26 protein-coding genes, 1 pseudogene and 1 riboswitch are annotated in these 23,861 nt (G+C 69.5%); of the genes and pseudogenes, 26 read left to right on the top strand and 1 reads right to left on the bottom strand.

Translation table 11 applies throughout. The features are described 5' to 3' along the window. The first annotated feature begins 160 nt into the window (after positions 1-160). The 18 genes from proS (at position 161) to OG385_RS06085 (ending at position 14,645) form a co-directional block, all read left to right on the top strand. Positions 161-1,606, top strand: a complete 1,446-nt coding sequence (proS, locus tag OG385_RS06170) for a proline--tRNA ligase (RefSeq protein ID WP_266852531.1) — start codon at positions 161-163, stop codon at positions 1,604-1,606. A 319-nt stretch (positions 1,607-1,925) separates the two neighbouring features. After that, complete coding sequence (locus OG385_RS06165; protein WP_266852529.1) at positions 1,926-2,519, top strand: hypothetical protein; 594 nt, start codon at positions 1,926-1,928, stop codon at positions 2,517-2,519. 163 nt (positions 2,520-2,682) lie between these two features. Further along, positions 2,683-3,129, top strand: a complete 447-nt coding sequence (rpsP, locus tag OG385_RS06160) for a 30S ribosomal protein S16 (protein WP_266852527.1) — start codon at positions 2,683-2,685, stop codon at positions 3,127-3,129. A gap of 2 nt (positions 3,130-3,131) precedes the next feature. Next, positions 3,132-3,371, top strand: coding sequence for an RNA-binding protein (locus OG385_RS06155; RefSeq protein WP_164265900.1), 240 nt, complete (start codon positions 3,132-3,134; stop codon positions 3,369-3,371). 119 nt (positions 3,372-3,490) lie between these two features. Further along, positions 3,491-4,036, top strand: coding sequence for a ribosome maturation factor RimM (rimM, locus tag OG385_RS06150; protein ID WP_266852525.1), 546 nt, complete (start codon positions 3,491-3,493; stop codon positions 4,034-4,036). After that, on the top strand, positions 4,036-4,857 hold the full coding sequence (gene trmD, locus OG385_RS06145) for a tRNA (guanosine(37)-N1)-methyltransferase TrmD (RefSeq protein WP_266852523.1): 822 nt from the start codon (positions 4,036-4,038) through the stop codon (positions 4,855-4,857). Before rimM ends, trmD begins: the two co-directional genes overlap by 1 nt. A 131-nt stretch (positions 4,858-4,988) precedes the next feature. Then, positions 4,989-5,339, top strand: a complete 351-nt coding sequence (gene rplS, locus OG385_RS06140; RefSeq protein ID WP_164265897.1) for a 50S ribosomal protein L19 — start codon at positions 4,989-4,991, stop codon at positions 5,337-5,339. Positions 5,340-5,372: 33 nt separating this feature from the next. After that, on the top strand, positions 5,373-6,140 hold the full coding sequence (gene lepB / locus OG385_RS06135; protein WP_266852520.1) for a signal peptidase I: 768 nt from the start codon (positions 5,373-5,375) through the stop codon (positions 6,138-6,140). Further along, on the top strand, positions 6,133-7,203 hold the full coding sequence (gene lepB / locus OG385_RS06130; protein ID WP_266852518.1) for a signal peptidase I: 1,071 nt from the start codon (positions 6,133-6,135) through the stop codon (positions 7,201-7,203). The genes lepB (OG385_RS06135) and lepB (OG385_RS06130) overlap by 8 nt, the downstream gene beginning before the upstream one ends. After that, positions 7,118-8,107: a signal peptidase I gene (lepB, locus tag OG385_RS06125; RefSeq protein ID WP_266860669.1), complete on the top strand. Its 990-nt coding sequence runs from the start codon at positions 7,118-7,120 to the stop codon at positions 8,105-8,107. The genes lepB (OG385_RS06130) and lepB (OG385_RS06125) overlap by 86 nt, the downstream gene beginning before the upstream one ends. Before the next feature lie 45 nt (positions 8,108-8,152). Continuing rightward, entirely contained in the window at positions 8,153-8,902 is a 750-nt protein-coding gene (gene lepB / locus OG385_RS06120) for a signal peptidase I (RefSeq protein WP_266852516.1), read from the top strand. Then, on the top strand, positions 8,892-9,380 hold the full coding sequence (locus tag OG385_RS06115; protein ID WP_266852514.1) for an NUDIX hydrolase: 489 nt from the start codon (positions 8,892-8,894) through the stop codon (positions 9,378-9,380). The genes lepB (OG385_RS06120) and OG385_RS06115 overlap by 11 nt, the downstream gene beginning before the upstream one ends. A 54-nt stretch (positions 9,381-9,434) precedes the next feature. Next, positions 9,435-9,743: a DUF2469 domain-containing protein gene (locus OG385_RS06110; RefSeq protein WP_003965949.1), complete on the top strand. Its 309-nt coding sequence runs from the start codon at positions 9,435-9,437 to the stop codon at positions 9,741-9,743. An 84-nt stretch (positions 9,744-9,827) separates the two neighbouring features. Continuing rightward, complete coding sequence (locus OG385_RS06105; protein WP_266852512.1) at positions 9,828-10,187, top strand: YraN family protein; 360 nt, start codon at positions 9,828-9,830, stop codon at positions 10,185-10,187. After that, complete coding sequence (locus OG385_RS06100; RefSeq protein WP_266852510.1) at positions 10,187-11,803, top strand: YifB family Mg chelatase-like AAA ATPase; 1,617 nt, start codon at positions 10,187-10,189, stop codon at positions 11,801-11,803. Before OG385_RS06105 ends, OG385_RS06100 begins: the two co-directional genes overlap by 1 nt. Then, the gene (gene dprA, locus OG385_RS06095) at positions 11,800-12,969 is read left to right on the top strand and encodes a DNA-processing protein DprA (RefSeq protein ID WP_266852508.1); all 1,170 of its coding nucleotides are present in this window, start codon (positions 11,800-11,802) and stop codon (positions 12,967-12,969) included. Before OG385_RS06100 ends, dprA begins: the two co-directional genes overlap by 4 nt. 208 nt (positions 12,970-13,177) lie before the next feature. Beyond that, complete coding sequence (gene whiG / locus OG385_RS06090; protein WP_266852506.1) at positions 13,178-14,014, top strand: RNA polymerase sigma factor WhiG; 837 nt, start codon at positions 13,178-13,180, stop codon at positions 14,012-14,014. A gap of 73 nt (positions 14,015-14,087) precedes the next feature. Beyond that, positions 14,088-14,645, top strand: coding sequence for a TetR/AcrR family transcriptional regulator (locus OG385_RS06085; RefSeq protein WP_266860667.1), 558 nt, complete (start codon positions 14,088-14,090; stop codon positions 14,643-14,645). A 110-nt stretch (positions 14,646-14,755) separates the two neighbouring features. On the opposite strand, the pseudogene OG385_RS06080 reads toward OG385_RS06085, so the two are convergent. Beyond that, positions 14,756-15,181, bottom strand: a pseudogene (locus tag OG385_RS06080) (peptidoglycan DD-metalloendopeptidase family protein); the annotation flags it as partial. A gap of 585 nt (positions 15,182-15,766) precedes the next feature. Between OG385_RS06080 and rpsB the strand changes: the two are divergent. The 8 genes from rpsB (at position 15,767) to OG385_RS06040 (ending at position 23,807) form a co-directional block, all read left to right on the top strand. Continuing rightward, a complete protein-coding gene (gene rpsB, locus OG385_RS06075) occupies positions 15,767-16,702 on the top strand; it encodes a 30S ribosomal protein S2 (protein WP_266852504.1) in 936 nt (311 codons plus the stop codon). Positions 16,703-16,795: 93 nt separating this feature from the next. Further along, positions 16,796-17,632, top strand: a complete 837-nt coding sequence (tsf, locus tag OG385_RS06070; RefSeq protein ID WP_266852502.1) for a translation elongation factor Ts — start codon at positions 16,796-16,798, stop codon at positions 17,630-17,632. A 157-nt stretch (positions 17,633-17,789) separates the two neighbouring features. After that, positions 17,790-18,572, top strand: a complete 783-nt coding sequence (gene pyrH, locus OG385_RS06065; RefSeq protein ID WP_266852500.1) for a UMP kinase — start codon at positions 17,790-17,792, stop codon at positions 18,570-18,572. 175 nt (positions 18,573-18,747) lie between these two features. Further along, positions 18,748-19,305, top strand: a complete 558-nt coding sequence (gene frr, locus OG385_RS06060) for a ribosome recycling factor (protein WP_164266826.1) — start codon at positions 18,748-18,750, stop codon at positions 19,303-19,305. Beyond that, the gene (locus OG385_RS06055; RefSeq protein WP_266852498.1) at positions 19,305-20,405 is read left to right on the top strand and encodes a phosphatidate cytidylyltransferase; all 1,101 of its coding nucleotides are present in this window, start codon (positions 19,305-19,307) and stop codon (positions 20,403-20,405) included. The genes frr and OG385_RS06055 overlap by 1 nt, the downstream gene beginning before the upstream one ends. Positions 20,406-20,540: 135 nt before the next feature. Then, on the top strand, positions 20,541-21,203 hold the full coding sequence (locus OG385_RS06050) for a histone deacetylase (RefSeq protein WP_266852496.1): 663 nt from the start codon (positions 20,541-20,543) through the stop codon (positions 21,201-21,203). Between the two features lie 124 nt (positions 21,204-21,327). Further along, the gene (gene rlmN / locus OG385_RS06045; protein WP_164266819.1) at positions 21,328-22,434 is read left to right on the top strand and encodes a 23S rRNA (adenine(2503)-C(2))-methyltransferase RlmN; all 1,107 of its coding nucleotides are present in this window, start codon (positions 21,328-21,330) and stop codon (positions 22,432-22,434) included. Between the two features lie 72 nt (positions 22,435-22,506). Continuing rightward, a riboswitch (TPP riboswitch) is annotated at positions 22,507-22,611 on the top strand. A gap of 110 nt (positions 22,612-22,721) precedes the next feature. Further along, positions 22,722-23,807, top strand: coding sequence for a thiamine ABC transporter substrate binding subunit (locus tag OG385_RS06040; protein WP_266860665.1), 1,086 nt, complete (start codon positions 22,722-22,724; stop codon positions 23,805-23,807). Positions 23,808-23,861: the final 54 nt, after the last annotated feature.

The raw sequence follows: 23,861 nt of genomic DNA, 5'->3' as shown, positions 1-23,861 counted from the left end.
TGTGCGCGCACTGTCCCTTTGCCAGAGAACTCCGCATCCGCGCGCAAGTCCAGGGGTGGTGAGGCAATGCTTGCGTTCCCGGAATATGCATCCCGACCGTGCGCCTCCGGGCGCAAAAATCAATCACGCTTCCGGAGGTACTCGCCGTACGATTCGCGCCATGAAAAAGACTCCCGTTCTCACGCCCCGGGCGGACGACTTTCCCCGCTGGTACCAGGACTTGATCAACAAGGCCGAACTCGCGGACAACGGCCCGGTGCGGGGCACCATGGTCATCCGCCCGTACGGCTACGGGCTGTGGGAGCGGATGCAGCAGGAGCTGGACGCCCGCATCAAGGCCGCGGGCGCTCAGAACGCCTACTTCCCGCTCTTCATCCCCCAGTCTTACCTGACTCGCGAAGCTGAGCATGTCGAGGGATTCGCACCGGAGCTCGCCCTGGTCACCCACGCCGGCGGTAAGGAGCTCGAAGAGCCGGTGGTCGTGAGGCCCACATCCGAGACGATCGTCAACGAATACTTCTCGAAATGGGTGCAGAGCTATCGCGATCTGCCGCTGCTGATCAATCAGTGGGCGAATGTGGTCCGTTGGGAGATGCGGCCCAGGGTGTTCCTGCGCACCACGGAATTCCTGTGGCAGGAGGGGCACACCGCCCACGCGAGCCGCGAAGAGGCCCATGACTACGCTGCGTACATCCACCGGGACGTCTACGCGGATTTCATGGTCAATGTGCTCGGTATCGATGTCGTGCCCGGCCGCAAGACCGCCGCTGAACGGTTCGCGGGCGCCATCAACACCCTGACGCTCGAAGCCATGATGGGGGACGGCAAGGCCCTCCAGATGGGCACGAGCCATGAACTGGGCACCAACTTCGCCAAGGCGTTCCACACCGAGTACCTGTCGAAGGACGGCGACCGGGAACTGGTCTGGCAGACCTCCTGGGGCGCCACGACCCGGCTGGTCGGCGGGCTGATCATGTCGCACGGCGACGACAGCGGCCTGCGGGTGCCGCCCCGGCTCGCGGCCGTGCAGGCCGTGGTGGTCGCCATCAAGGGGGACGAGGCGGTGGCGAAGGCCCGCGAGACCGGCGCGCGGCTGGAGGCGGCGGGGATCAGGGTCCGCGTCGACGACCGCACCGACATCCCCTTCGGCCGGCGGGCCGTCGACTGGGAGCTCAAGGGCGTCCCGGTACGGATCGAGATCGGCCCGCGGGACCTGGCGGAGGGGACGGCGGTACTGGTCCGCCGGGTGGTGGACCCGCACGCCACCGACGCCTCAGACGGTCACGGCGGCAAGGAGTCCGTACGGCTGGATGAACTGCCCCGGCTGCTGCCCGCGGTGCTCGAAGAGGCGCAGAGCCGGTTGCTGCTGGAGTCGCGGGAGCGCCGGGAGTCCCGTACCAGCGACGTGCGGACGGCCGGTGAGGCCGCCGAGGTGGCGGCCGCGGGTGGCTGGGCCAGGATTCCGTGGGCCCTCCTCGGCCCCGAGGGGGAGGCCGCACTCGCCGGGCACTCGGCCTCCGTACGGTGTCTGGTCGCCGAGGACGGGTCGGTGCCGGAGTCGGACGACGCTCCCGGTAACGTCGCTCTGGTCGCTCGTGCGTACTAGGTCCTGTCCGGCCCACGGAGATCGGCCGGACAGGACCTAGCCGCTCGTACTGGCCGTGCGTACTGCCTGGGCGCCGGCGAATCGGCCGAAACGCCCCTTGCGCGCCCGCCGGTGAAGTGCGAACCGGCGTGGGACCCATGGCTGCGCGCCGGGGCGTACGGGACCCTAAGTACCACCTTGGTGTGAGCTGTGAGGCTTCTCCGCAGATCAGCGCACCCGCCCTCGTCCGGACGCATCAAGGGCAACTGACGGGTAGGTGCAAATTATTTGGGATGCCCCGGAATAGGAACACAGCGGCACCCCGGCTCGTTGTCACGACGTGAGCACGACACCAACTGTCCTCGCCGCAGAGCTGGCGCAGGCGTGGGCCGATATTCAGCGGTACCACCCCGAGCTGCCGGATCTAGCCGCGCCCGAGTCCCTGATCGGCGAGTCCTCGTCCGCCTGCGGCGCTGAACTCTCCTTCGAGCGACTGCTCCATGAGGCAGTCCACGGCATCGCCGCCGCGCGAGGTGTCCGCGACACCTCGCGCGCCGGCCGCTACCACAACCGCAGGTTCCTGGCGATCGCCGAGGAGATGGGGCTCGACCACCCCGAGGAGCCGCATCCCAGCAGCGGCTTCTCGCTGGTCTCGCTCAACCCCGAGGCGAAGCGCAGGTACCGGCAGACGATCGAAAGACTGCAGCGTGCGCTCAAGGCGCACACCGCGGCGACGGCCGCCGACACCAAACGCTCCTTCCGCGGACCTGCCGCACGGCACGGTTCCTCCGGCGGCGGAGTGCGGGTGAAGGCGGTCTGCGACTGCGGCCGCAACGTCAGGGTCGTCCCGTCCGTGCTGGCCCAGGCGCCCATCGTCTGCGGTGGCTGCGGAAAGGCTTTCCGTATCCCGGAAGTGGTCGCAGCAGCCGGCTGACCCGGGGTGCCGCAACGTATGGCACAATGGCTAGCTGTACTCGACAGCCGCACAGGAACCCTCTCGTCCTCCGGCTGACGCGTCCATCGGGCACCCGAGTACCGCAACCCCACGTGGCATCTCGTTGTGCCCAACCACGTCAAGACCAGGAGACACCACTTCCGTGGCAGTCAAGATCAAGCTGAAGCGTCTGGGCAAGATCCGTTCGCCTCACTACCGCATCGTCGTCGCCGACTCCCGTACCCGCCGTGATGGCCGGGCCATCGAGGAGATCGGCCTGTACCACCCGGTGCAGAACCCTTCGCGCATCGAGGTCAACTCGGAGCGTGCGCAGTACTGGCTGTCCGTCGGCGCCCAGCCGACCGAGCCGGTCATGGCGATCCTGAAGCTCACCGGTGACTGGCAGGCGCACAAGGGCCTCCCGGCCCCCGCGCCGCTGCTGCAGCCGGAGCCGAAGGCCGACAAGCGCGCCGCGTTCGAGGCGTTCGCCAAGTCCATCGAGGGCGACGAGCCGAAGGGTGAGGCCATCACCCCGAAGGCGAAGAAGGCCGACAAGAAGGCGGACGAGGCGGCTCCGGCCGCTGACTCCACCGAGTCGACCGAGGCCTGAGCATGCTCGAGGAGGCTCTCGAGCACCTCGTGAAGGGCATCGTCGACAATCCCGACGACGTACAGGTCGCTTCGCGCAACCTCCGTCGCGGGCAGGTGCTGGAGGTCCGGGTGCATCCCGACGACCTCGGTAAGGTGATCGGCCGCAACGGCCGCACCGCGCGCGCCCTGCGCACCATCGTGGGCGCCATCGGCGGCCGTGGCATCCGGGTCGACCTCGTCGACGTGGACCAGGTCCGCTGAGAAGTAGCTGAACACCGGCTCGGGCCGGGGAGGGCTGAGAAGCCGTCCCCGGCCTTTGTCGTCCGCGGTGCGCGCGGCAACACTGGAACCAGCAGAATCATCAGAATGAGGAGCGAAGCGTGCAACTGGTAGTCGCACGGATCGGGCGCGCCCACGGGATCAAGGGCGAAGTCACCGTGGAGGTGCGCACGGACGAGCCCGAGCTGCGGCTCGGTCCCGGCGCGGTGCTCGCCACCGACCCTGCGGCCACCGGGCCGCTGACGATCGAGACAGGCCGGGTGCACAGCGGGAGGCTGCTGCTGCGCTTCGCGGGGGTCACGGACCGGACGGCCGCCGAGGCGCTCCGGAACACCCTGCTGATCGCCGACGTCGACCCGCAGCAGACTCCGGAGGACCCCGAGGAGTTCTACGACCACCAGCTGATGGACCTCGACGTGGTGCTGTCCGACGGCACCGAGATCGGCCGGATCACCGAGATCACCCACCTGCCCTCGCAGGACCTCTTCATCGTGGAGCGGCCCGACGGCAGCGAGGTCATGATCCCCTTCGTCGAGGAGATCGTCACCGAGATCGACCTGGAGGAGCAGCGGGCCGTCATCGACCCGCCGCCCGGCCTGATCGACGACAGCAGGGCCGAGGTCGCCGGCGCCCGGGACGACGACTGATGCGGCTCGACGTCGTCACGATCTTCCCCGAGTACCTCGAACCGCTGAATGTCTCGCTGGTCGGCAAGGCGCGCGCCCGCGGCCGGCTCGACGTACAGGTCCACGACCTGCGCGACTGGACGTACGACCGGCACAACACGGTCGACGACACCCCCTACGGCGGCGGCCCCGGCATGGTCATGAAGACCGAGCCCTGGGGCGAGGCGCTGGACGAGGTGCTGGCCGCCGGTTACGAGTCGGGGGCGTCCGGCCCCGTCCTGGTCGTGCCCACACCCAGCGGCCGCCCCTTCACCCAGCAGGTCGCGGTCGAACTCTCCGAGCGGCCCTGGCTGGTCTTCACGCCCGCCAGGTACGAGGGCATCGACCGTCGGGTCGTCGACGAATACGCGACCCGGATGCCGGTGTACGAGGTCTCCATCGGGGATTACGTCCTGGCCGGCGGCGAGGCCGCGGTCCTGGTCATCACGGAAGCCGTGGCCCGGCTGCTGCCCGGCGTGCTCGGCAACGCCGAATCGCACCGTGACGACTCCTTTGCCACCGGCGCGATGGCCGACCTCCTCGAAGGCCCGGTCTACACGAAGCCGCCCGAGTGGCGCGGGCGTGGCATTCCGGACGTCCTGCTGAGCGGTCACCACGGGAAGATCGCGCGCTGGCGCCGGGACGAGGCGTTCCGGCGTACGGATCTCAACAGGCCGGACCTGCTGGAGCGCAGCGACCCCGCGTCCTTCGACAAGAAGGACCGCGAAATGCTCTCGATCCTGGGCTGGAAGCAGGGGCCCGGAGGGCGATTTGGGCGAGAGCCCGGGGACGTGGAAGAATAGGCCGCTGCTGCACGTCCGGCGTGCGCCCCTGCCACAGGGGGAACGACGACCGTCCGACGCGATCAGCTCCCGAAACTCATCACGATGATTCCGTCGATGACCTGTGGCATCGGCGAAGAAAGCAGAAGATCATGTCCAGCCTGCTCAACGACGTCAAGGCCGCTTCGCTGCGGTCCGACCTTCCGGCCTTCCGCGCCGGTGACACGGTCAACGTCCACGTCCGTGTCATCGAGGGCAACCGCTCGCGTATCCAGCAGTTCAAGGGTGTCGTCATCCGCCGCCAGGGTGCGGGCGTCAGCGAGACCTTCACGGTTCGCAAGGTCTCCTTCTCGGTCGGCGTCGAGCGTACCTTCCCGGTGCACAGCCCGATCTTCGAGAAGATCGAGCTCGTGACCCGCGGTGACGTCCGTCGCGCGAAGCTGTACTACCTCCGTGAGCTGCGCGGCAAGGCCGCGAAGATCAAGGAGAAGCGCGACCACTGAGTCCACAGGGCGGCCGGATAAGCTCTGGCCCCGATGGACACCGAAGCACAGCACAAGGAGCGCGACCGCTCACCCGAACCGGATACGTCCGGGGAGGGAGAGCGGTCGCGCTCTGTGCGTCTCGCCGCGCTGACCGAGGGGCCCTGGCGCAAGGCCGGGCTGCTGGCCCTGGTCTGCATGGTGTTCCTGCTCCTGCTCAGTACGTATGTGATGCAGCCGTTCCTCATCCCCAGCGGCTCCATGGAGCCCACGCTCCAGGTGGGGGACCGGGTGCTGGTCGACAAGCTGGCGTACCGGTTCGGCGACGTGCCGCAGCGCGGGGACGTCGTGGTCTTCGACGGCACGGGCTCCTTCGTGCAGGAGGCGCCCGCGCAGAACCCCGTGGCCCGCGTGGTGCACGGTGCGGCGGCGGCGCTGGGTCTTGCCGCGCCCACCGGTACCGACTACGTCAAGCGTGTGGTGGGGGTGGGGGGCGACCATGTCGTCTGCTGCGACAAGCGCGGGCGGATCAAGGTGAACGGGCAGCCGGTGGACGAGACGTATGTCTATCCCGGCAACCCGCCCTCCCAGGTGCCCTTCGACATCGTGGTGCCGGCCGGAACCCTCTGGGTGATGGGCGACCACCGCTCCCGCTCCAGCGACTCCCGTGACCATCTCGGGGATCCCGGTGGCGGGATGGTCCCGGTGGACCAGGTGATCGGGCGGGCCGCCCGGATCGGCTGGCCGTTCAGCCGCTGGAGCCCGGTGGAGCGGACCCGAGCCTTCGACCGGGTACCGGCGGCCGGTGGCAGCCATGGGTAACCGGGGGAGAAATCGGGGCAGCGGGCAGAGCGGCGAGCGGACGCCGGAGACGGGCGCCCCCGCGGGCGAGCGCGCCCTGCCCACCAGGGCCGAGCGGCGCAGGCTCGCGCGCAAGGTCCAGCGGCGGCGGCGCCGGTCCAGGGCGGTGGAGATACCGGTCCTCATCGTCGTGGCGGTCGTGATCGCTCTGGTGCTCAAGACCTTTCTGGTGCAGGCGTTCGTCATCCCGTCGGGTTCGATGGAGGAGACGATCCGGATCGGCGACCGGGTGCTGGTGGACAAGCTCACCCCCTGGTTCGGTTCAAAACCGCAGCGTGGCGATGTCGTCGTCTTCAAGGACCCCGGCCACTGGCTGCCGCCGGAGGAGAGCAAGCCCCAGAGCTCGCCGTTCCTCGTCAAGCAGCTCAAGGAAGGCCTGACCTTCATCGGGCTGCTGCCGTCGGACAACGAACAGGACCTGATCAAGCGGGTCATCGGGGTCGGCGGCGACACCGTGAAGTGCTGCGACAAGGACGGCAGGGTCACCGTCAACGGCGTCCCGCTGAACGAGCCGTATCTCCATCCGGGAAATCCGCCCTCCCAGCTGAAGTTCGAGGTGAAGGTCCCGGCCGGGCGGCTCTTCGTGATGGGCGACCACCGGTCCAACTCGGCGGATTCGCGGTTCCACATGGACGGTCCCTACCAGGGGACGGTGCCGGTGAGCGGTGTGGTGGGGCGCGCGGTCGTCATTGCCTGGCCGGTGGGGCACTGGAGCAGGCTCAAGGAGCCCGCCACCTTCGCATCGGTGGCGTCCCGGGCCGCGGGTCCGGACGGCGCGGATCCACCCGGCTCCGGTCCACCGGGCCTCGCCGCTCAGGATCGGCACGTAAACTTCCCGCTCCCGACTCCTGCGGAACTTCCGCTCGTTATGGGAGTGGTGGGCCTGCGTCTCCTCGGAGGCAGGCGACGGCACGGAGTGAGGAGTGGATGTGGGGGACGTGGCGGTCGGCGCGCGATCCGGACACGAAGAACCAGAGGACCGGCCCGGGCCGCCCGTTGGTGGCGCGGGAACCGAAGCCTCTGACAGCGGGAGGTCCTACGGTTCCGACAGGGACGGCGGCCAGCACAGGGCCGGCGGCCGGCAGAACGGCCCCGACGGGCCGGGCGGGCCGGACGGCTTCGACGAGGACGGCGAGGACGGCGGAAGCACCAGGAACAAGGGACCGAAGAAGCAGCGCTCCTTCTGGAAGGAGCTGCCGCTCCTCATCGGTATCGCGCTGGTCCTGGCCCTGTTGATCAAGACTTTCCTGGTCCAGGCGTTCTCGATCCCCTCCGACTCGATGCAGGACACGCTGCAGCGGGGTGACCGGGTGCTGGTCGACAAACTGACCCCGTGGTTCGGTTCGGAGCCGGAGCGGGGCGACGTCGTGGTGTTCCACGACCCGGGCGGCTGGCTCGAAGGTGAGCCGACCCCGACTCCGAACGTGGCGCAGAAGTTCCTCAGCTTCATCGGCCTGATGCCGTCCGCCGAGGAGAAGGACCTGATCAAGCGCGTCATCGCGGTCGGCGGCGACACGGTTTCGTGCAAGAAGGGGGGCCCGGTCGTCGTCAACGGCAAGGCGCTCTCCGAGAAGTCGTTCATCTACCCGGGCAACACCCCTTGCGACGACCAGCCGTTCGGGCCGATCCATGTGCCCAAGGGCCGGATCTGGGTGATGGGCGACCACCGTCAGGACTCGCTCGACTCGCGTTACCACCAGCAACTGCCGGGTGGCGGAACGGTCTCCACCAAGGAGGTCGTCGGACGGGCCTTCGTCGTGGCCTGGCCGGTCAACCGCTGGTCGTGGCTGGGTGTTCCGAGCACCTTCGACCAGAAGGGCATCAACGCCGCAGGTGCCGTGGCTCCCGGGGCGCTGGGACTCGCAGGGGCACTGCCGCTGGTGATCCGGCGCAGGCGCAAGCTGACCCGCGAGGGTACTGCCGGGTAAGGTGCGCTCCCAGATTGTTGATCTCCGATATGGGGGAGCGCTGGGATGAGCGGAACAGTACGTACGAGTGACGGAGGCGGCCGGCTCGGCAGTGCGCTGTCGGGTCTGGCCGTGGCCGTTGGCTGCGTGCTCTTTCTCGGAGGGTTCGCCTGGGGAGCGGTGGAGTACAAGCCGTACACCGTGCCGACCGACTCGATGACCCCGACCGTGCAGGTGGGGGACCGGGTGCTGGCGCAGCGAATAGACAGCGGTGCGGTGCACCGCGGCGACGTGGTGATCTTCAAGGACCCCGACTGGGGCGATATGCCGATGGTCAAGCGGGTCGTCGGAGTCGGCGGCGACAAGGTCGCCTGCTGCGACACCCAGGGCCGGCTCACCGTGAACGGCAAGGGAATCAACGAGCCGTATCTCAACACCGATTCGCTCTCCAAGGGGCGGGCCTCCGCGATGGACTTCACCGTGAAGGTGCCTGAGGGCCGGCTCTTCATGCTCGGTGACGAGCGCACCAACTCGATGGACTCGCGCGTCCACCTCCAGGACGCGGACCACGGTTCGGTGCCGCGCTCAACGGTGTCCTCGCGGGTGGACGCCATCGCCTGGCCGCTGAGCGGCGGAATGATGGAGCGGCCGAAGGGCTTCGCCGCGCTGCCCGGCGGGGTCTCGCAGCCAGGGCCGCTGAAGCTGATCGTGGCGGCTGTGCTGGCCGGAGTCGTGCTGATCCTGGGCGGGGCCGTCTACGGGCCGCTCGCGCAGCGTCTCGGCCGCAGGAAGAAGGTGGCGGTCGGTGTCGGCTGAGCTGCGCGAGGTCGCACGCGTCATCCTGCTCGATCCGGCCGACCGGGTGCTGCTGATGCACGGCTTCGAGCCCGCCGATCCGGCGAGCACCTGGTGGTTCACCCCCGGCGGAGGTGTCGAGGCCGGGGAGACCCATGAGGAGGCCGCCCTCCGTGAGGTACGGGAGGAGACCGGCATCGACGCGGTGGAACTCGGCCCGGTCCTGTGGTCCCGGGTGTGCTCGTTCCCGTTCGACGGGCGGCGGTGGAACCAGGATGAACGGTACTTTCTCGGGCGAACCAGTCAGACGGCGACCGCCATGGACGGGCTGACCCCACTGGAGCGGCGCAGTGTCGCGGGGCTGAGGTGGTGGACTTCCGCCGAACTGTCCGCGACGCGTGAGACGGTGTATCCGACCAGGCTCGCCGGGCTGCTGCGCACGCTGCTCGACGAGGGTCCCCCGGCTGCACCGGTGGTCCTGGCCCCGGAAATCGTCTAGGGCGCAGGGGAGCGGCGCACAATAGGGGGACGCACGGCTGAAGGGGAACATGCCATGAGCGCCGAGGACCTCGAGAAGTACGAGACCGAGATGGAGCTGAAGCTCTACCGGGAGTACCGCGACGTTGTCGGCCTGTTCAAATATGTGATCGAGACCGAGCGACGCTTCTACCTCACCAACGACTACGAGATGCAGGTGCACTCCGTACAGGGCGAGGTCTTTTTCGAGGTGTCGATGGCTGATGCCTGGGTCTGGGACATGTACAGGCCGGCCAGGTTCGTCAAGCAGGTACGCGTACTGACCTTCAAGGATGTGAACATCGAGGAGCTCAACAAGAGCGATCTCGAACTTCCGGGTGGCTGAGTTGTCCACAACCGGCGAGTAATCCACCAAGATCCACACGGTGGCGGCCCGGGCGGCACAGTCGGTACCGGAGGTGGTGCCGGTATGAACGCACGGGGGGCACTCGGGCGGTACGGCGAGGGGCTGGCGGCGAGGACGCTGGCCGGGTCGGGAATGACCGTCGTCGAGCGGAACTGGCGGTGCAGGTCGGGCGAGATCGACATTGTGGCGCGTGACGGCGACGCACTGGTCGTCTGTGAGGTGAAGACCCGCAGGGAAGGCCCTTTCGAACATCCGATGGCCGCGGTCACCCCGGTCAAGGCCGAGCGGCTCAGACGCCTCGCCGAGTGCTGGCTCGCGGCGAACGGCGGGGCGCCGCCCGGCGGGGTGCGGATCGACCTGATCGGGATCATGCTGCCCAGGCGTGGGGCGCCGCTCGTCGAGCATGTGCGGGGGGTGGCCTGATGGGCTTCGCACGTGCGTGTTCGGTCGCGCTGGTCGGGGTCGACGGCGTGGTGGTGGAGGTCCAGGCGGATCTCGAACCGGGTATCGCCGCCTTCACGCTGGTGGGGCTGCCGGACAAGAGCCTGGTCGAGAGCCGGGACCGGGTGCGGGCCGCGGTGGTGAACTCCGGCGCCGAGTGGCCGCAGAAGAAGCTCACGGTCGGGCTGAGCCCGGCGTCCGTACCGAAGAGCGGCAGCGGATTCGATCTGGCCGTCGCCTGCGCCGTTCTGGGGGCGGCCGAGCGCATCGACCCGAAGGAGATCGCCGATCTGGTGCTCATCGGGGAGCTGGGGCTCGACGGCCGGGTCAGGCCGGTGCGCGGCATCCTGCCGGCCGTGCTGGCCGCGGCCGAAGCGGGGTACCACCAGGTCGTGGTCCCGGAGCAGACCGCGGGGGAGGCGTCACTGGTGCCCGGGGTCCAGGTGCTCGGGGTGCGGAGCCTGCGGCAGCTCATCGCTGTACTGACCGGCGAACCGGTCCCCGAAGAGGCGGCTCCGGTGGCGGGGCGGCCGGACCCGATGCTGGCCGGGCTGATGGTGCCGGGCGCCGGGGCCGGCACCGGGCTGGCCCCGGGCATGGGGTCGGGGCCCGATCTCGCGGATGTGGCGGGGCAGCCGGCCGCCAGGAAGGCGCTGGAGGTCGCCGCCACCGGGGCCCACCATCTGCTGCTGCACGGGCCCCCCGGCGCAGGCAAGACCATGCTGGCCGAGCGGCTTCCGGCGATCCTGCCGCCGCTGACCAGGCACGAGTCGCTGGAAGTGACGGCGGTCCACTCGGTGGCGGGCATCCTCCCGCCGGGGGAGCCACTGATCGGGACCGCGCCGTACTGCGCCCCGCACCACTCCGCGACCATGCAGTCGCTGATCGGCGGCGGTAACGGCCTGCCCCGGCCGGGGGCCGTCTCCCTGGCGCACCGCGGGGTCCTCTTCCTCGACGAGGCCCCCGAATTCTCCGTCCGGGTCCTCGACGCGCTCCGCCAGCCGCTGGAGTCCGGACATGTGGTGGTCGCGCGCAGCGCAGGGGTGGTGCGGCTGCCTGCCAGATTCCTGATGGCACTGGCCGCGAACCCCTGTCCCTGCGGCAGACACACGATGAACGGCTCGGGGTGCGAATGCCCGCCCTCGATGGTCCGCAGGTACCAGTCCAGACTCTCCGGCCCGCTCCTCGACCGGGTGGACCTGCGGGTCGAGGTGGAGCCGGTGCGCCGCTCGGACCTCATGGGACAGGGCGGTGCGGGTGAGTCGTCGGCGGCCGTTGCCGTACGGGTACGGGAGGGCCGGGAGCGGGCGGCGGCGCGGCTGGCCGGTACGCCGTGGAGCACCAACAGCGAGGTGCCGGGCCATGAGCTGCGGACCCGCTGGACGGCCGCGCCGGGTGCGCTCGCCGCGGCCGAGCGGGACATGGAGCGCGGACTGCTCACGGCCCGCGGTCTCGACCGGGTGCTGAGGGTGGCCTGGACGGTCGCCGATCTGGCGGGCCGGGACCGGCCTGGTGCCCAGGACGTCGGGCTGGCTCTCCAGCTGCGTACCGGTGTGGACCGCGGGGCGCTGCTCGCCGCAGGGAAGGACGCCGGATGAGTACCGACGCCGGAGGGGACGAGCGACTGGCCCGGGCCGCGCTCACCCGGATCGTCGAGCCGGGCGATGAACTGGCCGGCCGATTGCTGCGCGAACTGGGGGCCGTGGAGCTGTGGCGGCGGCTGCGCACCCTGGCGGACAGCGGGGAAGCGGTGGTCCCCGGGGTGAGCGCCAAGCGGCTCGGCGGCTACCGGCTGCGGGCGGCTGCCGCGCGGCCCGAGCAGGATCTGCGGGCCGCGGCCGCGGGCGGCGGCCGGTTCATCTGCCCGGGGGACCAGGAATGGCCGGTGCAGCTCGACGACCTGGGAGACGCACGGCCCGTCGGACTCTGGGTGCGGGGCCGGCCCCATCTGCGGATATGGGCATTGCGCTCCGTGGCGGTGGTCGGCGCCCGTGCCTGTACGGCCTACGGGGCGCACATGGCGGCAGCGCTGGGCTCCGGCCTCGCAGAGCTGGGCTGGGTCGTCGTGTCGGGTGCCGCGTTCGGTGTCGACGGGGCCGCGCACCGCGGGGCGCTCGCCGCGGGTGGGGCCACCATCGCGGTGCTGGCGTGCGGAGTCGACACGGCCTACCCGCGCGGTCACGCCGAGATGATCGGGCGGATCGCCGAACAGGGGCTCCTCATCGGCGAGTTGCCACCGGGCGCCCATCCCACGCCCAGCCGCTTCATCCTCCGCAACCGTGTGATCGCCGCGCTCACCAGGGGAACCGTGGTCGTCGAGGCCGAGTACCGCAGTGGCTCACTGGCCACCGCGCGCAGCGCGCAGAAGCTCGGCCGGTACACGATGGGCGTCCCCGGACCGGTCACCAGCGGGCTCTCCGCCGGTGTGCACGAACTGCTGCGCGGCGGGGGCCTGCTGGTCACCGACGCGGCCGAAGTCGCCGAGCTGGTGGGGGACATCGGCGATCTCGCACCCGGCAGACACGGCCCGGTCCTGCCCCGGGACCTCCTCGGGCCCGTCGCCGCCCGGGTCCTGGAGGCGCTTCCCGGCCACGGCGCGGTTGACGGGCGGTATGTGGCCCGTGAGGCCGGGACGACAGCAGATGAAGCGCTCGCCAGGCTGTACGAACTCCACTCGTTGGGGTTTGTTGAACGGCGAAGTGAAGGATGGCAGTTGGTACCGAGGGCGCCACAGATCACGGACACCCGGCGAGGCGATGCTTGACCTGGGGCAATCGGGTGAAAAGGTGATGTCGCAGCCTCGGCAGGGGCGGTCCGGCAGCACCTCCCGGACACGGTTCGCGCGTTGACGTCACACAGGTGCTATGACGTACTCATCGCACCCTGCGATGCTTCAGTCACGCTACGCTCACCAGGAATCCGGCTCAAAACAAGTCCCACGCAGGTCCCAGCAGAACGGCTCAAGGCAACGAATGCCCCAGCACACGTCCGGGTCTGACCGCGCGGCAGCGCCGCCGGCTGCACGTGGCCACATTCGGCCCCCCGCGCCGTCTTCGCTCGACGAGTTGTGGCGGTCGTACAAGTCGACGGGCGACAAACGGCTGCGCGAGCAGCTGATCCTGCACTACTCGCCCCTGGTGAAGTACGTCGCGGGCCGGGTCAGCGTGGGACTGCCGCCCAACGTCGAGCAGGCCGACTTCGTGTCCTCCGGTGTCTTCGGGCTGATCGACGCCATCGAGAAGTTCGACATCGAGCGGTCCATCAAGTTCGAGACCTATGCGATCACCCGGATCCGCGGCGCGATGATCGACGAACTCCGCGCGCTCGACTGGATTCCCCGCTCGGTCCGGCAGAAGGCGCGCGCCGTCGAGCGCGCGTACGCCACGCTGGAGGCCCAGCTGCGCCGCACTCCGTCCGAGGTCGAGGTGGCGGCCGAGATGGGCATCGCCGTCGAGGAACTGCACGCGGTCTTCAGCCAGTTGTCGCTGGCGAATGTGGTGGCCCTGGACGAGCTGCTGCACGTCGGCGGTGAGGGCGGCGACCGGCTCAGCCTGATGGACACCCTGGAGGACACCGCGGCGGACAACCCGGTCGAGCTGGCCGAGGGCCGCGAGCTGCGCAGGCTGCTGGCCCGCGCCATCAACACGCTCCCCGACCGGGAGAAGACCGTGGTCACCCTGTACTACTACGAAGGCCTCACGCTGGCCGAGATCGGCCATGTCCTCGGGGTCACCGAGAGCCGGGTCAGCCAGATCCACACCAAATCGGTCCTCCAGCTTCGCGCCAAGCTGTCGGACGTCGGCCGCTGATTCCGCAGGCGAATCGTCCCTGCGAAGAGGGCTTCCGTAAAGTGGGCCCGTGCCCAGGATTCGAGCGGCCTCCGTGGCCGAACACCGAACCATGCAGCGCAGCGCCCTGCTGGACGCCGCCCGCACCCTCCTCTCCGAAGGCGGCACGGAGGCGCTGACCTTCCCCGCCCTCGCCGAGCGCACCGGCCTCGCGCGCTCCTCCGTGTACGAGTACTTCCGCTCACGCGCCGCTGTGGTGGAAGAGCTCTGTGCGGTCGACTTCCCGGTCTGGGCGGCTGAGATCGAGTCCGCGATGGAGCGGGCCCCCGATCCGGCGGGCAAGGTCGAGGCCTATGTGCGCCAGCAGCTGGCGCTGGTCGGGGACCAGCGACACCGGGCCGTGGTCGCCATCTCCGCAGGCGAGCTCGATACGGGTGCCCGCGAGAAGATCCGTGCCGCGCACGGCGGTCTCATCGCGATGATCGTCGAGGCGCTCGAAGCTCTGCACCACGACCAGCCGAGACTCGCGGCGATGCTGCTCCAGGGGGTGGTGGACGCGGCGGTGCGGCGTATCGAGACGGGTTCGGCCGAGGACCCCGCCGTGGTGGCCGACGCGGCCGTCGCGATGGCTCTGGGCGGTGTCCAGGGCTGACGCCCGCCGGTGCGGTGCGTCCGCCCGGTACGCCTTCCCGTACGGGCTCCGTGCTCCTCCGCCGTTGCGTGATCCGCGTATCCCGCGCCGGGCGCGTCGCCGGTGATCTCCGGTACCCCGAACACCGGCAGCAGCCTGGACGGTCCCCGGTGCAGCAGCCCGGGCGGGAGCAGGGACAGCGGGTTCAGATAGACCTCCCCGCGCAGCAGCCCCCAGTGCAGACAGCCCGACGGGCAGTGGGACGGCGCGTCCTCCCGTACCGCGACCGGCCGGCCGGTCGTGACCTCGTCCCCTGTCCCGACGAGTGCCCGCACCGGTTCGTACGTGGTGCGCAGGGGTGTGCCCGACACCGCGATGGTGAGCACACCGTGCCCGGCCACCCGGCCCGCGAACGTGACCCGGCCGGAGGCCGCTGCCAGTACCGGTGTGCCGGGTGCGGCGGCCAGGTCGACTCCGCGGTGCCCCGGTCCGTACGGAGAGGCGGGCGGGTCCCAGCCGTGGACGATCCGTGGTCGGCCGCCCACCGGCCAGCTGCGGTCCGCCGTCGGCACCGGTCCGGCCGTCGGCACCGGCGTGGGCATGGCCGCAGGCACCGCCCACGGCGCGGTCACTGCCGTCATGGCCGACCTTCTTGCCGGCAGGGCGGGGCCCCCGGCGAACAGCAGCCCGGCACCGGTGGCGGCGCACAGCGCGGCCACCGCACAGACCACGGCAACCGCGACCGGCAGCACGGCACACACCGCCACGGGTAATCCCGCGAACCGTGCGTCCCGGTACGGGGTGCTCCGGTCCGGGGCGTTCGGTTCGCGGGCGTCGTGGCCCGGGGCGGTCTTGTTCAGGCGCATGGGGAAACCGTCCCCCAGTACGCGGGTCCGTGGGGATCATGGCCGGTATCTGTGGACTACCAGCCGGTTGTGGACATCGCCGTCACCCGGCGCCCACCGGGTCCCGTACACTTCTGGTGGCGATCCGGGTCACCGGGTCGACTTCGCACGCCCCCCATCACCCCATCAGCGGTCGATGGACGCGCCTCTCGGTCCCTTGTGGCACGGCGCGTGTGGGCGTCAGGCGCGACAGCAAACCTGCGGTCGCGACAACCGAGTACATCAAGGAGTACGGCCATGGCCGTCGTCACGATGCGGGAGCTGCTGGAAAGCGGCGTCCACTTCGGTCACCAGACCCGTCGTTGGAACCCGAAGATGAAGCGCTTCATCTTCACGGAGCGCAACGGCATCTACATCATCGACCTGCTCCAGTCGCTGTCGTACATCGACCGCGCCTACGAGTTCGTCAAGGAGACCGTCGCGCACGGCGGCTCCATCATGTTCGTGGGTACCAAGAAGCAGGCCCAGGAAGCGATCGCCGAGCAGGCGACGCGCGTGGGCATGCCCTACGTCAACCAGCGTTGGCTCGGCGGCATGCTGACGAACTTCTCCACCGTCTACAAGCGCCTTCAGCGTCTGAAGGAGCTTGAGCAGATCGACTTCGAGGACGTGGCCGCCTCCGGCCTCACCAAGAAGGAGCTCCTGGTCCTCTCGCGCGAGAAGGCCAAGCTGGAGAAGACCCTCGGTGGTATCCGCGAGATGCAGAAGGTGCCCAGCGCCGTCTGGATCGTCGACACCAAGAAGGAGCACATCGCCGTCGGTGAGGCGCGCAAGCTCCACATCCCGGTCGTCGCGATCCTCGACACCAACTGCGACCCCGACGAGGTCGACTACAAGATCCCGGGCAACGACGACGCGATCCGCTCCGTCACCCTGCTCACCCGCGTGATCGCCGACGCCGTCGCCGAGGGCCTCATCGCCCGCTCCGGCGCTGCGACCGGCGACCAGAAGCCGGGCGAGAAGGCTGCTTCCGAGCCGCTCGCCGAGTGGGAGCGTGACCTGCTCGACGGTGAGAAGAAGGACGGCGCCGAGGTCGTCCAGACCTCTGCCGAGACCGAGAAGGTCGCCGACGCCGAGGCTCCGGTCGCCGAGGCCGCCACCGAGGCGCCCGCTGCCGAGGCCCCTGCCGCCGAGGCGCCCGCCGCCCCGGCCGCGGACGCTGAGCAGGCCTGACCCTCACCGGTTCGGTTGTTGACGGCGGAGGCCTCCGGGCCTCCGCCGTTCACCCGTAAGATCTTTCAGACTTCGAGAGAGAAATTCACGATCATGGCGAACTACACCGCCGCTGACGTCAAGAAGCTCCGTGAGCTCACCGGCGCCGGCATGATGGACTGCAAGAAGGCGCTCGACGAGGCCGACGGCAGTGTCGACAAGGCCGTCGAGGCGCTCCGCATCAAGGGCCAGAAGGGTGTCGCCAAGCGCGAGGGCCGCTCCGCCGAGAACGGCGCCGTCGTCTCCCTCATCGCCGACGACAACACCTCCGGTGTCCTGGTCGAGCTGAAGTGCGAGACGGACTTCGTCGCCAAGGGTGACAAGTTCCAGGCTGTCGCCAACGCGCTCGCCGCCCACGTCGCCGCGACCTCCCCCGCCGACATCGCGGCGCTCCTCGCGTCCGAGATCGAGGCCGGCAAGACCGTCCAGGCGTACGTCGACGAGGCCAACGCCAACCTCGGCGAGAAGATCGTCCTGGACCGCTTCGCGCAGTTCTCGGGCGCCTACGTGACCTCGTACATGCACCGCACCATGCCCGACCTGCCCCCGCAGATCGGTGTCCTGGTCGAGCTGGACAAGGCCGACGCCGAGCTCGCCCGCGGTATCGCGCAGCACATCGCCGCGTTCGCGCCGAAGTACCTGGACCGCGAGGACGTCCCGGCCGAGGTCGTGGAGGCCGAGCGTCGCGTCGCCGAGGAGACCACGCGCGCCGAGGGCAAGCCCGAGGCCGCTCTTCCGAAGATCGTCGAGGGCCGGGTCAACGGCTTCTTCAAGGAAGCCACGCTCCTGGGTCAGCCGTACGCCCTGGACAACAAGAAGTCCGTCCAGAAGGTCCTGGACGAGGCCGGTGTCACCCTGAAGCGCTTCTCGCGCATCAAGGTCGGCATCTGAGTCTGTACGCGATCCACCGAAGACCCCGATAGGGTCTGACGCAGCCGCCCGGGTCCGCGCCGGACGGCCGCAGATCTGACGAGGAGGCCATTGCCGCACAGGGAACCGCAAGGACCCCCGGCAATGGCCTTCTTCGTATGCGCACGAGGAGATCTCCATGGAACAGGCCGACAAAAACGCCGACAGGACCGACGACGGCAGTACCGGCGACGTCAAGAGGCACGGCCGCTTCATGCTGAAGCTGTCGGGTGAGGCGTTCGCCGGCGGTGGTGGCCTCGGTGTCGACCCCGACGTCGTGCACGCCATCGCCCGCGAGATCGCGGCGGTCGTCCGTGACGGCGCCGAGATCGCCGTCGTCATCGGCGGCGGCAACTTCTTCCGCGGCGCCGAGCTCCAGCAGCGCGGCATGGACCGGGCCCGCTCCGACTACATGGGCATGCTCGGTACGGTCATGAACTGCCTCGCCCTCCAGGACTTCCTGGAGAAGGAGGGGATCGACTCCCGCGTCCAGACCGCCATCACCATGGGGCAGGTCGCGGAGCCGTACATCCCGCTGCGCGCCGTCCGTCACCTGGAGAAGGGACGCGTCGTCATCTTCGGTGCGGGCATGGGCATGCCGTACTTCTCCACCGACACCACCGCCGCGCAGCGCGCCCTGGAGATCGACGCCGAGGCGCTGCTCATGGGCAAGAACGGGGTGGACGGGGTCTACGACTCCGACCCGAAGAAGAACCCCGACGCGGTGAAGTACGACGCGCTGGAGTACAGCGAGGTACTGAACCGCAACCTCAAGGTCGCCGACGCGACCGCCATCACCCTCTGCCGTGACAACAGTCTGCCGATCCTCGTCTTCGAGCTGCTGGCTTCGGGCAATATCGCGCGGGCCGTCAAGGGTGAGAAGATCGGGACTCTTGTGAACGACCAGGGCACCCGGGCCTGAGAACCGGGGGACGGCCGCTCAGGAGAGCCAAGGGGCCACGCGGTCACGAGGCCGAGAGGCCGAGAGGCCAACAGGACCGACAAGAACCTGCCGGTCGGACACCGTGCAGGGCAAGACGCGGGTTTACTCCAGGGCCTGAGAACGCGGGCCCACTCAAGACATGCAGGAGCAAGTGGTGATCGAAGAGACCCTCCTCGAGGCCGAGGAGAAGATGGAGAAGGCCGTCGTCGTCGCCAAGGAGGACTTCGCCGCGATCCGCACCGGCCGTGCGCACCCGGCGATGTTCAACAAGATCGTGGCGGAGTACTACGGCGCGCTGACCCCGATCAACCAGCTCGCCTCGTTCTCCGTGCCGGAGGCCCGGATGGCCGTGGTGACCCCGTTCGACAAGACCTCGCTGCGCAACATCGAGCAGGCCATCCGCGACTCGGACCTCGGCGTCAACCCGAGCAACGACGGCAACATCATCCGGGTGACGTTCCCCGAACTGACCGGTGAGCGCCGCAAGGAGTACATCAAGGTCGCCAGGACCAAGGCCGAGGACTCCAAGATCTCGATCCGCTCCGTCCGCCGCAAGGCCAAGGAGACGATCGACAAGATGATCAAGGACGGCGAGGTTGGCGAGGACGAGGGCCGCCGTGCCGAGAAGGAGCTCGACGACACCACCGCGAAGTACGTCGCGCAGGTGGACGAGCTGCTCAAGCACAAGGAAGCCGAGCTGCTCGAGGTCTGATGAACGACTCTTCCTGGGGTGCTCCGCAGAGCGGCCACCCCGTCGGGGAACGGCGACCCGCCCCCGACCAGGACGCTGTCCCGGCGGGTCCCGCATACGGCGAGCATGAAGTTGAGCAGACTCGGCCCATGCCCATCGTGCCCGACGCAGGCAGAGACGCCGAAGACGGTGGCCGTCACGAGCACGGCCGTGCCGACCATGAACGGGGGGCCGCTCGCCCGAGTGGCCCCCCGTTCCGTGACGAGATGCCGCAGGAGCCCATGCCAGCCCCGCCGCCTCCGGAGAAGAAGAAGGCCGGCCGCGATCTGCGGTCGGCGATAGGGGTCGGCCTCGGCCTCGGCGTGGTGGTGGCCGCCTCCCTCTTCATCTGGAAGGCCGCCTTCGTCATCGTGATCGCGGTCGCCGTGGTCGTCGGCCTCTGGGAGCTCACCTCCCGGCTCGGCGAGCGCAAGGGCATCAAGGCGCCGCTGATTCCGCTCGCGGTGGGCGGCGCCGCCATGGTCGTCGCCGGGTACGTGCGCGGGACCGAGGGCGCCTGGATCGCCATGGCGCTCACGGCGCTCGCCGTTCTGGTCTGGCGGATGACCGAGTCGCCCGACGGCTACCTCAGGGACGTCACGGCGGGTGTGTTCGCCGCGTTCTACGTGCCGTTCCTCGCGACGTTCGTGGCGCTGCTGCTGACCGCCGACGACGGGCCCTGGCGGGTGCTCACGTTCCTGCTGCTGACCGTCGTCAGCGACACGGGTGCGTACGCGATCGGCTGGCGCTTCGGCAAGCACAAGCTCGCGCCGCGCATCAGCCCCGGAAAGACCAGGGAGGGTCTGTTCGGGGCGGTCAGCTTCGCGATGGTGGCGGGCGCCCTGTGTATGCAGTTCCTGATCGACGACGGGCAGTGGTGGCAGGGTCTGCTGCTCGGCCTCGCCGTCGCGGCCACCGCCACCCTGGGCGACCTGGGCGAGTCCATGATCAAGAGGGATCTCGGGATCAAGGACATGGGAACGCTGCTGCCGGGCCACGGCGGGATCATGGACCGGCTGGACTCCCTGCTGCCCACCGCACCCGTCGTCTGGCTGCTGATGGTGCTCTTCGTCGGCTCCTGAGACCGGCGGTACGGCTCTTCTGCCTGCCTCTTCACCTACGTCTTCACCTGTGTCTTCACCGGAGGGAGGGGCGTCGTCCACAGGACGGCGGGCCCTCCCTCCGGTGTCTGCCCATCACCTTCAGGAGTGGCGCGTATGACGACCGCACACCCCATTGAGCCGGGCCGCACGGACGACCGGTCGCCGTCGCGGGTCTGGTACGCCTCGTACGGCTCGAACATGCACCTGGACCGGCTCTCGTACTACATCAAGGGCGGCCGGCTGCCCGGAACGGGCGCGGAGTATCCGGGGTGCCGGGATCGGTCCCTGCCCGGACGATCGGTCCCGGTAGAGCTGCCGGGGACCCTGTACTTCGCGACCCGGTCACCTGTCTGGGGCGGCGGCCGGGCCTTCTACGACCCACAGGGGGAGGGGCGGGTGCTCGGCCGTGCCCATCTCGTCTCGGCGTCCCAGTTCTCGGACATCGCCGCTCAGGAGATGGGCAAGGAGCCGGCCAAGGATCTCGACCTGGCGCAGGTGCTCGCCTGCGGCGTGGCAAGGCTGGGCAATGGCCGGTACGAGACGCTCATCCACCCCGGCCAGGTGGACGGGCTGCCCGTGCTCACCTTCACCGCCCCCTGGGGCTCGGGCGATCTGCCGGTGACCGAGCCGTCTCCGGCGTATGTGCGCTACATCGCCTCCGGCCTGCTGGAGGCCGGTGCCTGGGACGCGGGCACGGTGGCTGCCTATGTGGCGTCGGCGCCCGGGGCGGCCGGCCACTGGACGGAACAAGCGGTCAGAGAGCTGATGGGGCAGTGACAGGCGCCCTCCGGCCGGGAGGCGCCCACCGGCACCGCCCCTGACGACCGGCTCCGCCGACCATTGCACAGCCTCCGGGCGACGGCCCGGCGGACCACTGAGTGTCTGCGACACTGGATGGACCATGCCTAAGCCCGGAGAACTCACTTTCGTCGCGCCCCGCGGAGCCAAGAAGCCCCCGCTCCACCTCGCCGACCTCACGCCCGCCGAGCGCAAGGACGCCGTGGCCGAGACCGGCGAGAAGCCGTTCCGCGCCAAGCAGCTGTCGCAGCACTACTTCGCGCGGTACGCCCACGACCCCGCCGAGTGGACCGACATCCCGGCCGCTTCGCGCGAGAAGCTGCGGGAGGCGCTGCTCCCCGACCTGATGAGTGTGGTGCGCCACATCAGCTGTGACGACGACACCACCCGTAAGACGCTCTGGAAGCTGCACGACGGCACGCTGGTCGAGTCCGTCCTGATGCGCTACCCGGACCGGGTGACGATGTGCATCTCCTCGCAGGCCGGCTGCGGCATGAACTGTCCCTTCTGCGCCACCGGACAGGCGGGCCTCGACCGCAATCTGTCGACGGCCGAGATCGTCCACCAGATCGTCGACGGTATGCGTGCCCTGCGCGACGGCGAGGTGCCCGGCGGGCCCGCGCGGCTCTCCAACATCGTCTTCATGGGCATGGGCGAGCCCCTCGCCAACTACAAGCGGGTGGTCGGCTCGATCCGCCGGCTGACCGACCCCGAGCCCGACGGCCTCGGCCTCTCGCAGCGCGGGATCACCGTGTCCACGGTCGGCCTGGTGCCCGCGATGCTGCGCTTCGCCGACGAGGGCTTCAAGTGCCGCCTCGCGGTCTCGCTGCACGCGCCCGACGACGAGCTGCGCGACACCCTCGTCCCGGTGAACACCCGGTGGAAGGTCCGTGAGGTGCTGGACGCGGCCTGGGAGTACGCCGCGAAGTCCGGCCGCCGAGTTTCCATCGAGTACGCGCTCATCCGCGACATCAACGACCACGCCTGGCGGGGCGACCGGCTCGGACGGCTGCTCAAGGGCAAGCCGGTCCATGTCAACCTGATCCCGCTCAACCCGACACCGGGCTCCAAGTGGACCGCGTCCCGGCCGGAGGACGAGAAGGCGTTCGTCGCCGCCATCGCCGCGCACGGTGTCCCCGTGACCGTACGGGACACCCGTGGCCAGGAGATCGACGGAGCGTGCGGGCAGCTGGCGGCCGCCGAGCGGTAGGACCACCGGGGCATCAGCGGCAGGGCCCGTCCGGCCGTTGCAGGGCCCGTGTAACGTGGGTCGCACATTTTCATATTCCGACAGGGGAGCGCCACAGCGCTGAGAGTGCGGCCATGCCGCAGACCCTCTGGACCTTGCCCGGGTCATTCCGGGTAGGAAGTTCGGTCTCTACTCAAGCTGTTCAGCCCTGCCCGCTCTCCCGCGGGCAGGGCCGCGTCTCTTCCTGGATGCCATCCCAGGAGGAATCAGTGAGCACCACCAAGCGAGCGCGTACGTCCGGCAGAACGCTGACCACCCGGAAGCTGACCGTCACCGCGCTGGCCGCCGCGCTGGGCGTCTCGACGCTCGCCGCCTGCGGAGGTTCCGACGACTCCGGTTCGGGCGCCGAGAACTCCAAGGTCGTGACGCTGGTCAGCCACGACTCTTTCGCCGCATCTCCCGCCGTGCTCAAGGAGTTCACGAAGGAGACCGGCTACACCGTCCACGTCCTCAAGAGCGGGGACGCCGGCGCCGCGCTCAACCAGGAGATCCTCAGCAAGGGCTCCCCCCGCGGCGACGTCTTCTTCGGCGTCGACAACACCCTGCTGTCGCGGGCGCTCGACAACAACCTCTTCACGCCGTACCGGGCGAAGGGCCTGGACCAGGTCGCTTCCGGGGTACAGCTTGACGCGGCGAAGCACCGGGTCACCCCCATCGACAGCGGCGACCTCTGCGTCAACTACGACAAGAAGTACTTCGCCGACCACAAGATCGCCCCGCCCCGCAGCTTCGACGACCTGATCAAGCCGCAGTACAAGAACCTGCTGGTCACCGAGAACGTGGCCACGTCCTCACCCGGGCTCGGCTTCATGCTCGGCACGGTCGCGAAGTACGGGAACGACGGCTGGCAGGCGTACTGGAAGAAGCTCCGGGCCAACGGCGTCAAGGTCGACGACGGCTGGGAGCAGGCGTACAACAACGACTTCTCCGGCTCGGCGGGCGGCAAGAAGGCCAAGGGCGACCGGCCGCTCGTCGTCTCGTACGCGTCGAGCCCGCCCGCCGAGGTGCTGTACGCCAAGCCGCAGCCGAAGACCGCCCCGACCGGCGTCGCCACCTCCACCTGCTTCCGGCAGATCGAGTTCGCCGGGCTGCTGGACGGCGCGAAGAACGAGGCGGGCGGCAAGGCCCTGATCGACTTCCTGATCAGCAAGAAGTTCCAGGAGGACATGCCGCTCAACATGTTCGTGGACCCGGTGGTCAAGGGCGCGAAGGAGCCCGCGGTGTTCACGAAGTTCGGTGCGAAGGTCACCGCGCCCGAGACCGTCGCACCCGGCACGATCGCCAAGAACCGTGATCAGTGGGTCAAGTCGTGGTCCTCGATCGTCCTGAAGTAGCACCCGCGGTGCAGGCCGGGCCGCCGCCCGCGACCGGGGCGGCCCGGCGCCGGA

The sequence above is a fragment of the Streptomyces sp. NBC_01306 genome (assembly GCF_026340465.1).
GTDB lineage: Bacteria > Actinomycetota > Actinomycetes > Streptomycetales > Streptomycetaceae > Streptomyces.
Note: the sequence above shows the minus strand (reverse complement) of the source record. Positions and strands in the feature narration are given on the sequence as shown.

Excerpts from the sequence above, each read along its gene's own strand:
- proS (WP_266852531.1), top strand. The coding sequence starts at position 161 with ATGAAAAAGACTCCCGTTCTCACGCCCCGGGCGGACGACTTTCCCCGC.
- OG385_RS06155 (WP_164265900.1), top strand. The coding sequence starts at position 3,132 with ATGCTCGAGGAGGCTCTCGAGCACCTCGTGAAGGGCATCGTCGACAAT.
- trmD (WP_266852523.1), top strand. The coding sequence starts at position 4,036 with ATGCGGCTCGACGTCGTCACGATCTTCCCCGAGTACCTCGAACCGCTG.
- rplS (WP_164265897.1), top strand. The coding sequence starts at position 4,989 with ATGTCCAGCCTGCTCAACGACGTCAAGGCCGCTTCGCTGCGGTCCGAC.
- lepB (WP_266852520.1), top strand. The coding sequence starts at position 5,373 with ATGGACACCGAAGCACAGCACAAGGAGCGCGACCGCTCACCCGAACCG.
- lepB (WP_266852518.1), top strand. The coding sequence starts at position 6,133 with ATGGGTAACCGGGGGAGAAATCGGGGCAGCGGGCAGAGCGGCGAGCGG.
- lepB (WP_266852516.1), top strand. The coding sequence starts at position 8,153 with ATGAGCGGAACAGTACGTACGAGTGACGGAGGCGGCCGGCTCGGCAGT.
- OG385_RS06110 (WP_003965949.1), top strand. The coding sequence starts at position 9,435 with ATGAGCGCCGAGGACCTCGAGAAGTACGAGACCGAGATGGAGCTGAAG.
- OG385_RS06105 (WP_266852512.1), top strand. The coding sequence starts at position 9,828 with ATGAACGCACGGGGGGCACTCGGGCGGTACGGCGAGGGGCTGGCGGCG.
- OG385_RS06100 (WP_266852510.1), top strand. The coding sequence starts at position 10,187 with ATGGGCTTCGCACGTGCGTGTTCGGTCGCGCTGGTCGGGGTCGACGGC.
- dprA (WP_266852508.1), top strand. The coding sequence starts at position 11,800 with ATGAGTACCGACGCCGGAGGGGACGAGCGACTGGCCCGGGCCGCGCTC.
- whiG (WP_266852506.1), top strand. The coding sequence starts at position 13,178 with ATGCCCCAGCACACGTCCGGGTCTGACCGCGCGGCAGCGCCGCCGGCT.
- rpsB (WP_266852504.1), top strand. The coding sequence starts at position 15,767 with ATGGCCGTCGTCACGATGCGGGAGCTGCTGGAAAGCGGCGTCCACTTC.
- tsf (WP_266852502.1), top strand. The coding sequence starts at position 16,796 with ATGGCGAACTACACCGCCGCTGACGTCAAGAAGCTCCGTGAGCTCACC.
- pyrH (WP_266852500.1), top strand. The coding sequence starts at position 17,790 with ATGGAACAGGCCGACAAAAACGCCGACAGGACCGACGACGGCAGTACC.
- OG385_RS06055 (WP_266852498.1), top strand. The coding sequence starts at position 19,305 with ATGAACGACTCTTCCTGGGGTGCTCCGCAGAGCGGCCACCCCGTCGGG.
- OG385_RS06050 (WP_266852496.1), top strand. The coding sequence starts at position 20,541 with ATGACGACCGCACACCCCATTGAGCCGGGCCGCACGGACGACCGGTCG.
- rlmN (WP_164266819.1), top strand. The coding sequence starts at position 21,328 with ATGCCTAAGCCCGGAGAACTCACTTTCGTCGCGCCCCGCGGAGCCAAG.